We start from the raw sequence: 12,580 nt of genomic DNA on the forward strand, positions 1-12,580 counted from the left end.
TATGCGAAAAATTGTTGGAATTACAGAAAAACACGGGATTGCCCAAGAATACTCTAAATTTCCACCAGACGGTTATGACTATAGATTTGTAGATACTAAACCCAATCCATATTCCAAATTGTTTCCCAGTACGGCGAAGCGCTTTTTCTACACTGCTGAGGATGACGGTGTCGATTTAGTTGAAGCACCAATTTTTCCGGCTCACACGCATAAGCCCTGGATATATACACCTGCTGAATTTTCGGGAACAGCTAACTTTAGTTTCCTTCACTGCCCTTTGCCCAGAAAGATAAAATTAAAGATGATTGAGTCTGTCTTTAAAAGGGAGAATTTTAAAAATATCGTTTTTAAAAGTCATGCAGGGCTGAAAACTTTCAATACTTATGCGGGGAAAGTCGATGCTGATATACAACGTAAATCCAGGGTTGTTTACCCATGCGTAACACCGAGGGAACTACGGACTAATTTAAAAAAGGATGACTTTACCATTCTTTTTGTGGGCGACTTTTTCAGAAAAGGCGGGGCAAATGTGGTCGATGCTTTTATCGAACTCCACAAGGCACACCCTTATCTTCATTTGAAAATTATAGGCAACACTGAACTTGACACAAATAATCAAAGCCTCAAGCAGGAGTATCAACAAAAGATTAATAGTCACAATGCCATTACGCATACCAGAGTTTCGAGAGATGAACTTTTAAATGATATCTACCCCACAGCTGATATTTTTGTGTCTCCCACTTACCAAGAAACTTTTGGATTTGCGATATTAGAAGCCATGTCATTTGGACTTCCTGTCATTTCCACCGCACACTTTGCTATACCTGAAATAATTGATAATAAAAAAGACGGCATTCTCATTGATACTGAGCAGTTTAATTTTATTAGGGAGTTTAGGGGATACGAAGTTAATAATATCCCCAAAGAGTTCTCCTCTTATTTAACTGAAAAAGTATATGAGAATATTGACTTCTTAGTACGTTCTGAAGAAGCAAGAGGTAATTTATCTTTGGCAGCATTACGTAAGGTAAAAACAAAATTCTCACCGCAAAAAAGAGCGGATGATATGAAGCAGTTATACGATAACGCCTTGAGTTAAAAGATTGCATAAAATGACAAAACCACTAAACGTGCTTCACATTACTTTCGACATGCGAATTGGCGGCACAGAGCAGGTGATCCGCAATCTTATTGAAAGTGCAAACAACGATGCGTTTACCATGTCGATACTGTGTCTTGAATCGCCACTAGGCCCCTTCGGTGAAGCACTGCAAGACAAAGGCGTCTCCATTACATGCTTATCCAGACGTGCGGGTATCGATAAGGAGCTGATAAAAGCCACCCGGGCAATCATACGCGAGCGAAAAATCGATATTGTTCACTGCCATCAATATACACCATGGTTTTACGGCACACTGGCTACTGCATTTACTAACACCAAAACAATTTTTACTGAACATGGCCGGTTTTATCCGGATAGCACCACGTGGAAGCGCCGGGTTATCAACCCTTTGCTACTCACCAATACCGATGCGGTGACTGCGATTTCTCAGGCAACAAAGCAGGCGCTGACGGAATTTGAATTTATCGCGGAAAATAAAATTGCCGTAATCTACAACGGCATTGTCGGATTGCAGCCTCAAAATACAGCCAGAAAAATACGCCAGCAACTTGGACTGAGTGATAAAACCTTGCTGTTAGGCACGGTTGCCAGACTGGATCCTATTAAGAATCACAACATGATGCTTAATGCGTTCAAAAAGGTGCTTGATACCGGTATAGATGCAAAACTTGTGATAGTGGGTGATGGGGAAGAAAGAGCTAACCTGGAAAGCACAATTGAGTCCCTTGCTCTTACAGATAATGTCATACTAACTGGCTACATCACCGAGCCTGCCGCATATCTGGAAGCTATGGATATTTATTTGCTGTCATCTTTAAGCGAAGGCACATCAATGACGCTGCTGGAGGCAATGTCGTTGTATCGCCCCTGTGTGGTAACAGATGCCGGCGGCAACCCGGAGATCATTGAACACGGTTATAACGGTTTGGTTACCCCAAATGATGATGCTCAGGCCTACGCCAGTGCCATCATAGAGCTATGTAACAATGCCGACGCCCGCAGCGAAATGGGAAAAGCGGCCAGAATTCGTTTTGAAGAAAGGTTTTCTACCGCTTCAATGACCAAAAGTTTTGAGGCACTATACACCGCCTTAGCGCAGCACTGAGCGTAGCCCTGTGCGCTGCAAACAACTCAAACCAATTAACGCAAAAAACGACACTGCGGAGCGATAATCAGACATGTTAACGCGGCTGAAAACAACAATAAAAACCAGGCTCTCAGATCTGCTTATCAGGTTGCTTCAGGAGCAGGATGTAAAAAATTGGCTGGACGTACATCGTAACCCAAATTCAGCATTTTGTGATGAATTGAGCAATGCGCCTTCGCCCTACCCCGACCTTGAGTATCAGGATAAGCAGAGCAACCAGAAGCCGATAATTATCACTAGTCGGTTTCGTTCAGGATCAACACTGTTGTGGAACGTGTTCAGACAGAGTGGTTTGTGCACCGCTTACTATGAGCCTTTTAACGAAAGGAAGTGGTTTGCCGCTTCCAGTCGTGGCGAATTTGTTGATAACACCCATCGGGGCGTAAAAGACTACTGGGAAGAGTTTAGTGGCCTTAGCTTTCTGGAGCAGTATTATCAGGATCACTGGATAGATACCAATTTGCTGATGACGCCTGCTCATTACGACGCCAAGATGAAAGCCTATATTGATGCTCTTATCGATGTTGCGGCTAAACGCCCTGTAATGCAGTTCAACCGTATCGATTTCAGACTTCCCTGGCTAAGGGCAAACTACCCTCAGGCGAAATACGTTCACCTTTATCGCCACCCGAGAGACCAGTGGTGTTCATTTCTGACAAATCCCGACAGCATGTCAGCGGATACGATTGAAACGACCTATGAAGATAATTTTTACCTAAATTCCTGGTGCGACGACTTACAAACATATTTCCCTTTTTTAAATCGAAGTGTGACCCCTCACCCTTACCAGCGCTTTTATTTTCTCTGGAAGCTTTCTTACTTATTCGGGAAAAAGTACTGCGACACCTCAATAAGTTACGAAGCCCTTACCAGCAACCCAAAAGAAACTATAGCCTTATTGTTTACTGCGCTTGATATGCAACCGGAAAATCTGGATGAGTTAGCTGATATTATTAGCTCCCCCGCAGCTGGTCGCTGGAAGAAGTATGCCGATGATAAGTGGTTTGCAGATCATGAAGAAAAATGTGAACGCATTCTTTCAGGATGGTTGAGTAACGTGTGATTTTACAGGAAATTATCAGGGTGTTGAGCAGTGCATTCGCTAACCTAATTTACGAAGTTTGAGTGTCAATATGAACGTACTATATGTAGCCAACTCCGGTGAAATCGGAGGAGGAAATAGAAGCCTTGAACTGCTTATGACAGGCATCCGTGACAAGGGTATTACACCAGTCGTAATCGTTCCGGAAGAGGGCGAGGCCGCCGACTTGTTTCGTCGGCAAGGCATAAAGGTATTTGTACTTCACATTACGCCTCCGAACATGGCAAATGCGCTACGTTATGTATCATTTCTTGTTAAATTATCCCGAATAGTAAAAGCTGAAAAAATCAAATTAGTCCATACAAATGGAACATTAGCGGCACGCTCTGTCAGCACTATCTGCCACTGGATGACACTCCCATTGATCACACACGTGCGTTTTGATTTGGGGCCTGACTACTATCGGTGGGCATTTAAAAAGCTTCATCCTCCACAACACTTCATATTTGTTAGCCACTATATGAAGAGTTCTATCGCCAAATATTTATCATGTGGAAAGTCCTCTGCGTTTAGCGTAATTCATAACGCAGTTATGGATAAGCAGGTCCCCCCTTCCCCACCAACACATGAAATTAAGAACATCGGGATTATTGCTAATTTGCAAAAAGTGAAAGGTCATGAAGACTTTCTTGAGATGGCAAAGCGACTGTTGCAAAAAATGCCTCAGCTACAATTTCATATTATTGGCGGGGACAATCTTAAACAAAACCGAGACAAGGAGCTGGAAAGCTATGCCAGCACTCTTGGCATTCAGTCCAATGTAACTTTCCATGGTTTTGTATTAGATGTAGATGAGAAAATAAAGCAACTAGACCTTGTTATATGCCCGTCACATGAAGAGCCGTTCGGAAGGTGTGCAATTGAGGCAATGCAATACGGTAAGCCGGTCATCATTACACGTGTAGGCGGTCTGCCAGAAATAGTCTCTGAGCCTGAAAATGGATTCATCGTGCCACCGCACCGCCCGGATTTACTTGCAGAAGCGGTCGAAAAAGTCGTTGAGGCCGACTACGAGAAGTTTTACACCGCTAACACTACCAAGATTAAAAAGCAGTTTTCTAAAGAAAGGCATATCAACGAGGTTTTCGAAATTTACCGGCAATATTTGTAATTACCTAAGTTTTTTAAACCGTTTAAGCGTACTTTAGGGCTTTAATTGCGTTTTGATTTATACCAAAGCACTAAGATTTTAAAGAACGCTTTTACCCCTCGTTTACCAAGAATAAAGCTTAACAGCCAAAGCCGAAATGCATTTTTAAAATTGCTTCGCTCTTGTTCTTCATAAGCCAGAGAGTGACTACTTCCCCTAATTCTGCCAGCCAGTATGTCGCGCGCACTTTTATCTTTAATCCATCGAGCAAAAAACATCATCTCAGCAAAAAGACGGTTTCGCCGAAACTCAACGGTATGTATTGTATTTGAATCGTGGTGACGGTAGAAAGAGAGCGGATGCGTAATATGAATAAAATCCGTATGTCTGGAGGCTCTTATCCATAAGTCAGAGTCTTCAGACGCTGCGAGATTTGAATCAAATATCCCTGCTCTGGAAAGCAGTGATTTCCTTACAATGACGGACGAGCATTGAATGTGATTGTGTTTAAGCAACTGAAGGAAGAGGCTCTCCTGTGTGTTCTCTATTTCCGGTAAATCTACAGATGTATTGGTAGTCACATCTGAGTCCGACCCAAATACCTCTCTGTCACAGTAACATAAATGAACATCTGGGTTTTCTTCCAGCGCCGCAACCTGCAGGCGAAGCTTCTCGGGATGCCATAAGTCGTCAGCATCCAAAAATGCAACATACTTACCTTGGGCATGAAAAATTCCGTTGTTTCTGGCTGCAGATACGCCACCATTCTCTTGCGCGATATAAACAATTCTATTGTCGTTAAAACTGCGTATGACAGATTCAGAATCATCCGTCGAGCCGTCGTTTACGATCACAACCTCAAAATCCGTATAAGTCTGAGAGAACACGCTCTCAAGCGTAGAGCGTATAAATTTCCCTGCATTAAACACCGGAATGATTACCGATACAGTTGGCATAACGTCTTCAACTCCTTGTACAACTTATTCTTGGTTGCAGATTTAAGTGGCAGCAAAACGGGTTCGTATCTGTCTGGCAACTAACGATATTTCATTTCGTAATGGGTGCTTAAAGAGGTAAATACATGCCAGCCAAACGAATGGCAGTATCAGCGCTATCACAAAAACAGAGAATAACGGTTCGGCACTACTGAAGTCCACGGCGTTATCGATTAATGCCGTTGCTGCCACACAGCAAAGGCTAATCAGTAAGTTGGAAAGCAGCCTCAGGGCAAAGCTGAAAATACTGATTTGCAAATATCGCCATAAAAATAACGAGGTAATAATATAGTCAGCGATACCCACACACACCATCGCCCACGCCATCATCATCATGCCTGATGGCGCAGCTAAAATCCCCAAGCCTAAACAAATCGCAAAGACACACACTTGCTTGACTAACAACGGCTTTTCGTTTGCGGTAGTTATCATCAGTGGTGTACTAAGTGTATGAATAGATTTAAACATCACCCACCCCACAATTACCTGAGCAACGGGAACGGATTCTTCCCACTGTTCGCCGAATATCATTAGAATGACAGGCTCAGCGGCATAAGCAGCCACACCAAGCACGGGCAGTACCAACCCGCCCAACATCAGACTGGCTTTAATATATCCTTCGCTGACATCGCCACCTTCCCTTTTCACTTTTGACATTGCGGGCAAGGCAACCTGCCACACACCCGCGGTCACCATTTCATTGACAAACGTCAGGAAACCCGCCCCCCGGGAGAAAAGCGCTACATCCCTCACATTCGCAAATTTACCCAGTATGATGTCAGGTGCTACGGACTCAAATCGGTGTAGCGCGTTAATCAAGGTGTTGTATATACCAAAATGAAAAATGGGCCTCAGCCCTTTGAAGCTCGGCTTCCAGCTTACGATGTCGCTTCGCATAAAAAAGTACAGCACAATTTCAAATGCAGTAGCAATTACCAGGCCCCAGGCTAAAGCGTAATAACTGTATCCTAGCCACATCATGTAAACCGACGACACGATTTTCACAATCAACGATGTCAGTCTAATGATCATGATCTTGTGAAAGGCCATTTCTCTGGTGAGCATGCACGCAGAGATACTGATAAACGGGGCTACTAAAAAAGGAATCGCCAATATTTTAAACAGCAGCGCCAACGGTGCTAAATCGTAAAAGTTTGCGACGTGATCGGAGGCGAAAACAATAAGCAGCGCTAGCGGCCAGCATATGCAAATGGTTAGGCCTAGCCCGGAACAAACCATACTCTTGTCAATTTTTTCAGATCGGACAAGGTAGTTAGTTGCTCCCATTAACCTGAATTCTGAAGCAACAATGACCACCCCCGAAGCAATGGCATACAGGCCCAATTCTTCAGGCGTCAGCATTCGCGCGGTAATAACCACAAAAGCGAAGCTGATAAGTTTGTTAAGGTACTGCGTGACAGATGAGAAAAAGAACGAACGTCGAATAGTGGACATGAGAGTTACGCTCGCTCAGAGCTTATTGCTTGCTTGTTCTTGGGTTTTATTACATAAATATTATATGCCACCGCACAGTACAAAATAAGCCAGTAAAATACATCTGCTCTGAAGCGGTTTAGGAACGTCATTGTTACCAGAAAACATATCAGCGCCCCCTCTATCGCCCGCATTCTGAAGTACTCATCTACTTTGCCGTCTTTCTGCAACACTTTCATGCATTTGCGGTTACTGTAATAGCACGTGTACAGCATGGCGATTAGCGCAAAAAAACCAAGATAGCCAAGCTCTGAAAGTGCTTCAAACCAGGTAGAGTGAACCGCGCGATTTCTGCTATTTCCTGTATTTACGTTTTGTGGTATGTAATCTGGCGCATAATATTCAAACCCCGCTATACCGGCACCAAACGGGTGATCTTTAGCCATATCCCATGCCGCTATCCAGTATACTGTTCGGGTTGCTCCAGATTCGGCTTCTTCAGACACTTCTTCAGAAAAAATGGTTTTCATTCGCGCGACAAAGCTGTCATCGACAACGTATACCGTTCCCGCCATGCCAAGTATCAAAATACCAATAACTGAGGCTTTTTGATATGGCCTTTGGAAACGAGAAAAAAACATATGGAAAATGAAATAAAAAATACTGCACGCAACGCCCAAAAACGCGCCCCGACTGTTAATAAGTACGATAGCGTTTGCCATAAACGCCCCCGCAATCACTAGCGCTGCCTTGGCAATTTTATTTTTGGTCACCCAAAAATAGTACAGCCCCAGCACAATTGCTGGCGCGATTGCGGCGGCGGCGCCGTTGGCATCAGGCGAATCTACAGTGCCGATTCCTTCAACCCGGTCACCGCTATTCCTGCCTATCTGATAAGCCGCAAAAGACAAATACCAACCACCGAAAATATGCGCCCATAGCACATAGTCTAAATCCTTAGTCGTATTTATTATCTTGTACGCCAGACTCATGGTGATAACGAGTTTAAAAAAGTTTATAAGCGCGTATTCATGATGCCAGGGAATTGCCGCGTAAAAATATGTCACCCCGAATAACAGCAGGATAAAGTAAATCCACCTGAAGTGAGGGCTTTTAAGAAGCTGGTTTTTATTTAGTAACTTAAAGTTAAACACAAAAACCATTAACATCAGCACAACGGTAAAAAACGAATAGCTGAGCTCTGGTACCATGTACCCCCACCAGCGATTTTGCGGGTGAAAATAATAAACTGCCTGATAGAGTGCAAAGGCAATGGCTGCCGAGTGCCTGAAAGCAAATAAAAAACCACCGATATACGTTGAAAGAAACAACAATACATTCAACATGTGTAAACACTCATCCTTTAGAAAGCCTTAACTCGTTAGAACCATAAAAATGCGCCTGGCTGAAGAGTATTGTGTCACCACCTTCAACATCTGGTTTCGCGCCTGGAGAAACCATTGGTTTTCCATATTTTCTTTAGCCTGCGTTAATATACAGATGATATGTACAAACCTCTATAAGTTACCGGAATAATTCTTTGCTTCACAGGCAGATGTATCGTCGTTCTTATCGTGATAATCTTTAAACAAAGGAAAATAAAGGACATAAAAATCATGCTCAGCAGCAAGACGGGGTTTAAAAGCCGCTACCGACAGGTATTAACTCAGACGTGCTTAATGTTGAGTCTGTTGTTTACATTCACTACACAGGCAAAAGACCCTAAGTATCAGCATATAAAACTTATCGACGGTGTGGAGTTTACCTATCAGGGTGCTTTCAGGTTCAGTACAGAAACCACCGGCGACTCACGAATGGCATATGCAAACGGCCCGTTTACCGTTTTGCCAAACGGTAAAGACTTTTATATTGTCGGACATGCGCAGCATCAGGCCATAGCTGAATTCTCCGCCCCTGAGCTGGAAAAAACCCGCAGCGCGCCAAAGTTACCCTTTGCCATAGTGAAGCAGCCTTTCGTAAACATTCTTAAGAACGGGCGACGTATCAAGAACCCGCAGAAGCTGGATAGAATAACCGGGATGGATATCATTGAAGGCGAACTTTTTGTGAACGCCGTTGAGTATTATGATGCCCCTGGTGATAACTCTGATACCACCTTTATTGTCAGAAACCCTGAAAACCTAAAATCATCGCAAGTGGATGGTTTTTTCAGGTTACAGGGCCGGGCTCACGGAGCCGGCTGGATCAGCGAAATACCTGACTCGGTTGCAGATAAACTTCCAGGTACCTATCTGTTGGGATACGCCAATAACTACGCCATAAACTCAAGATTCAGTATTGGCCCCAGCGCTTTTATCTCCAATATCGATGGATTCGCCGGTTTGGATGATAAAAATGGCGTTATCCCCGCCCACGCGTTAATGAATTTTTCGATTAAAACCCCTATTCATCCTGACCAGTATAACGAGAGCAAAAAAAATGATGTGTGGACTGAGGTTTCCTATGCCGCCTATGGTTTTATTGAGCCCAGCGGGAAATATTATGTGTTGGTAGGTAACTCAGGAGGCCATCAGTCCTCTATTGGCTACAAAATCAAGCCAGAGAACGGTAAACGGTGCGGTGGGCCTTGTGCGTATGATGCTAAAGACTACTATAACTACTACTGGATATTTGCCGTTGAAGACCTGCTGGCTGTACAAAATAAAGAGCGCTTCCCAAGTGCCATACAGCCGGTAAAGGCGGGCAAGCTGGACGTTCCCTTTCAGCCTCACAATGGCAAACTTAAGAAAGTCATTGGCGCGGATTTTGACTACGTTAACAATAAACTATGGATGTTAATTGAGAAGGTAGACTACTCACAAAGCGAATTCGAAACCGCCCCCGTCATGGTGGTGTACGATCTTTTGATGGATAAAGGCGAGTTATCCCCCAAAGACAAACCTAATACGTAGCACAGGCTGCTCTGTGCTACCCTTCAAGCGCATCTTGGTATAGTTTGCTCATTATCTTATTACGGGCATCTGTAGAAAAGTGGGTTCGCGCACGCGCCTGCGCGGACTGTCCCATTGCGGTTCTGCCATGCTCATCTTCGATTAATGAAACAAGGTAAGCTGTCAGCTGACGCGTTACAGTATCCACAAATTCAGTGGGAAGTTTATACACCACATACCCTTTAAATAAACGCTCGATGTCGTAATCGCTAACGTCGATTAACAGGCCTGTATCGCCATCAGATATTAACTCAGGTAAAGCCATGACATTAGTAGCAATTACCGGAATACCGTATGCCATCGCCTCAAGAACAGCAAAACCAAAAGCTTCGTTGTAGGTTGGCAGTAAATAAACATCAATGACAGGCATGATGTCTTTTAGCAATTGGTCTCTTGGGATACGACCTAAGAACCGAATCTGACTATGCGATTCGAGTACAGAAAGGTACGAATTTTTAAGCGTATCGGTAACGCCGTTAAAATCGATTTTCGTGTCGCAACATACAACAAGTTCGATATGAGGATAGGATTTCGCAAGCTCAGTAAAGGCATCGACGACATTCATTCCCCCTTTGCGGAAGAAGTCACCACTAAATAGCATTCGGAATTTACCATCCTCGCCATTTTTGCGTTCCAGTTCTACCTTTCGAACTGCGGGATAAACTACCCGCATTTTGTCCAGTACGCGGGAAGATTTAATTCCACCGTACGACTTAGCGGTATTCAGACCAGCCTGACTCCAAAATAATAACGAATGACAATTATCTTTTGAAATTAGGCGGTTAATAAACGCAGTTCGCATTGGCTTCGGAATGGGAAAGCCAAGACAACTAAACGCGAGCGCCTCCTGAAATACTGCCAGAGAAAAAAACCAGGGCTTCTTTGTTACTACAGGGCTTATTACCGACTCAACGATATCCACGTTGTCGTCGACGAAGTTATCGAAGTATCCCTCTATAGGGCTGCGCATCCAGGAGTACTGAGGCCCGTTACATCGCATTTCTGTATACTCGAACCCCTGTGGCGGATTCTGACGAATTTCGTCATAGGCACCATGTAGCTCTGTAACCCCTACACGATAAGTCTTATGGCCTGTCACCTGCCCTTTTTCTAAAAGTATAATGTCACAACTCGCTTAACTAGTTTTTCTTTTTCAGTAGGTGGTCAATACCAATTTCTTCTGCCAGTTTTTTGCAGGCTTCTTTTTTCAACAATTTTTCCTGCGCTTTGTGTTCCGCGATGGCTTCTTCTGTCAACTGCGACAAGAACGCATGATCCTCGTCGGAATAATGATAATTATCGTGCTTATAAATTGGTCCGTTTTCCAGGTAGTATTTGTCGGATGTTGCAAGGTGTAATTGATACCCTATCCCGATTAGACCAGCGACAATAGCAACGCCGGTCACGCCTTTAGATAGCTTGTGATTCCTGTAAACATAAGCCAGCCATAGCAGCGCGCAGAAAAAGGGTGCCCATAATTCCGCGGTGTAGCGATGCGTGATGGTTGGGTAGGACAACTGGTACAGTGCCCCCAGCGAGACAAAAAATAATCCCAGTAACGTCACCGCGTGAGTTCTGCTGGTAACTTTTTTCAGAAGGACTACCACTGCAGCAGCAAAACTCAGCACCGGCAGTGCCCATAAAACGCCCAGTGGCGTTAACGGTAGCTCCCACCTTCCGTATCCTGTTTTCAGATGCCAGGTAAGGCTCCAGTGACGTTCCCAATCTCCTGTCAGATAAATGTAGCTGTTGGCGATAATTCTTAAAAAGCGCTTATATTCGCTGCTTGGAACCAATCTGCATTTGCGATCACTAAAACCTTCCAGGAACGAGTATCCGTAATTCCCGCCCATAAAGGACATCGGGTCGCCGTATTTTGCATAGTTCAACAGGAATATTGACAGGCCACCAACCAGCAAAATAATCAGCGAACCGTAATAGTGTTTAATAGCCTGAAAAGGCAGCACGTAGAACGCGGGTTTGGCACTACTTAGCGATCTGTATGTCATCACCAGCATAATCAGGCCAGTAGCGAAGTACAGCGCCAGTGCCATCGGCATTCTGGTGTGAATTGCCAGCGCCGCTAACACCGCATATATCAGGGGACTGCTGCGGTGTGTATTTGTTTGAAAAAAGCCATCTTTAATGAGCATAGCCATAAAGATATTAAATAAACACAATGATGCTGCATAGGGTTCATGATAAATGGTTCCCCCCTGGGAAATCATAAATGTGGCAGAGCCCACCCAGCTAACGGTGGTTACCAGCCCCCATACCATTCCGGTTTGACTGAACAGCGGCGCATCAGCAGGTAATAACGCCCTGTTCAGCTCTCTCTGCAACACGCTCAAGCCAATCAGCGTAAATAGCATAATGCAAAACAGTGACGTAGGTGTTTGCGTGAGATCGACAAAGGGATATAACACCACACGCGCTAATGCCGGTAGCAGCCCGTAGTACATGTACGCCTTGCCATCGAAATAGCCACCTTCCCGACCTATTGCCTCAACCGGAATATCCAGGTGCCCATCGATTATAGATAAAAAGTAGTAATTATAGGCTTTCCAGAGAAACTGCGGCGCGAACAGGTTAAATGTCCAGTTTGTACTCAGGCCCACAAGTAAAAATGCGAGGAAAAGAGGAAACACATACCGGGCGCTGCCGGTGAGCGCATTTTGAGAATAGCGGTACATCTGTACTCCTTGATATTAGCCGATAGCCTTACATTGAAGACTTAT

Annotated in this window: 10 protein-coding genes; 5 read left to right on the forward strand and 5 right to left on the reverse strand. The window is 44.2% G+C overall.

Annotation, left to right across the window (positions count from 1 at the left end):
* Position 1 precedes the first annotated feature (1 nt).
* From ACLBLI_RS13465 to ACLBLI_RS13480, 4 genes are all read left to right on the forward strand, one after another.
* Positions 2-1,099, forward strand: a complete 1,098-nt coding sequence (locus ACLBLI_RS13465; RefSeq protein ID WP_414828106.1) for a glycosyltransferase family 4 protein — start codon at positions 2-4, stop codon at positions 1,097-1,099.
* Between the two features lie 13 nt (positions 1,100-1,112).
* A complete protein-coding gene (locus tag ACLBLI_RS13470) occupies positions 1,113-2,228 on the forward strand; it encodes a glycosyltransferase (protein ID WP_414828107.1) in 1,116 nt (371 codons plus the stop codon).
* 73 nt (positions 2,229-2,301) lie between these two features.
* Positions 2,302-3,333 (forward strand): sulfotransferase, encoded by a 1,032-nt coding sequence (locus ACLBLI_RS13475; RefSeq protein ID WP_414828108.1) that lies wholly within the window; start codon positions 2,302-2,304, stop codon positions 3,331-3,333.
* A gap of 70 nt (positions 3,334-3,403) precedes the next feature.
* Complete coding sequence (locus tag ACLBLI_RS13480; RefSeq protein WP_414828109.1) at positions 3,404-4,483, forward strand: glycosyltransferase family 4 protein; 1,080 nt, start codon at positions 3,404-3,406, stop codon at positions 4,481-4,483.
* 41 nt (positions 4,484-4,524) lie between these two features.
* On the opposite strand, the gene ACLBLI_RS13485 is transcribed toward ACLBLI_RS13480, so the two are convergent.
* Genes ACLBLI_RS13485 through ACLBLI_RS13495 form a run of 3 tightly spaced genes read right to left on the reverse strand, consistent with a single transcriptional unit; the run spans position 4,525 to position 8,237 of the window.
* A complete protein-coding gene (locus tag ACLBLI_RS13485) occupies positions 4,525-5,418 on the reverse strand; it encodes a glycosyltransferase family 2 protein (RefSeq protein ID WP_414828110.1) in 894 nt (297 codons plus the stop codon).
* 42 nt (positions 5,419-5,460) lie between these two features.
* Positions 5,461-6,912: an oligosaccharide flippase family protein gene (locus ACLBLI_RS13490; protein WP_414828111.1), complete on the reverse strand. Its 1,452-nt coding sequence runs from the start codon at positions 6,910-6,912 to the stop codon at positions 5,461-5,463.
* A gap of 5 nt (positions 6,913-6,917) precedes the next feature.
* Positions 6,918-8,237, reverse strand: coding sequence for an O-antigen ligase family protein (locus ACLBLI_RS13495; protein WP_414828112.1), 1,320 nt, complete (start codon positions 8,235-8,237; stop codon positions 6,918-6,920).
* A gap of 270 nt (positions 8,238-8,507) precedes the next feature.
* Here ACLBLI_RS13495 and ACLBLI_RS13500 point away from each other — a divergent pair, with 270 nt between their 5' ends.
* A complete protein-coding gene (locus tag ACLBLI_RS13500) occupies positions 8,508-9,803 on the forward strand; it encodes a hypothetical protein (RefSeq protein ID WP_414828113.1) in 1,296 nt (431 codons plus the stop codon).
* Between the two features lie 16 nt (positions 9,804-9,819).
* On the opposite strand, the gene ACLBLI_RS13505 is transcribed toward ACLBLI_RS13500, so the two are convergent.
* Entirely contained in the window at positions 9,820-10,941 is a 1,122-nt protein-coding gene (locus tag ACLBLI_RS13505) for a glycosyltransferase family 4 protein (protein ID WP_414828114.1), read from the reverse strand.
* 40 nt (positions 10,942-10,981) lie between these two features.
* A complete protein-coding gene (locus ACLBLI_RS13510) occupies positions 10,982-12,535 on the reverse strand; it encodes a hypothetical protein (RefSeq protein WP_414828115.1) in 1,554 nt (517 codons plus the stop codon).
* Between the last annotated feature and the right edge of the window lie 45 nt (positions 12,536-12,580).

Origin of the sequence: Alteromonas sp. H39 (genome assembly GCF_047556435.1) — a bacterium.
Taxonomy (GTDB): Bacteria; Pseudomonadota; Gammaproteobacteria; order Enterobacterales; family Alteromonadaceae; genus Alteromonas.

Bases quoted from the DNA above. Each gene is read 5' to 3' on its own strand.
- ACLBLI_RS13465 (WP_414828106.1), top strand. From the start codon at position 2: ATGCGAAAAATTGTTGGAATTACAGAAAAACACGGGATTGCCCAAGAA.
- ACLBLI_RS13470 (WP_414828107.1), top strand. From the start codon at position 1,113: ATGACAAAACCACTAAACGTGCTTCACATTACTTTCGACATGCGAATT.
- ACLBLI_RS13475 (WP_414828108.1), top strand. From the start codon at position 2,302: ATGTTAACGCGGCTGAAAACAACAATAAAAACCAGGCTCTCAGATCTG.
- ACLBLI_RS13480 (WP_414828109.1), top strand. From the start codon at position 3,404: ATGAACGTACTATATGTAGCCAACTCCGGTGAAATCGGAGGAGGAAAT.
- ACLBLI_RS13485 (WP_414828110.1), bottom strand. From the start codon at position 5,418: ATGCCAACTGTATCGGTAATCATTCCGGTGTTTAATGCAGGGAAATTT.
- ACLBLI_RS13490 (WP_414828111.1), bottom strand. From the start codon at position 6,912: ATGTCCACTATTCGACGTTCGTTCTTTTTCTCATCTGTCACGCAGTAC.
- ACLBLI_RS13495 (WP_414828112.1), bottom strand. From the start codon at position 8,237: ATGTTGAATGTATTGTTGTTTCTTTCAACGTATATCGGTGGTTTTTTA.
- ACLBLI_RS13500 (WP_414828113.1), top strand. From the start codon at position 8,508: ATGCTCAGCAGCAAGACGGGGTTTAAAAGCCGCTACCGACAGGTATTA.
- ACLBLI_RS13510 (WP_414828115.1), bottom strand. From the start codon at position 12,535: ATGTACCGCTATTCTCAAAATGCGCTCACCGGCAGCGCCCGGTATGTG.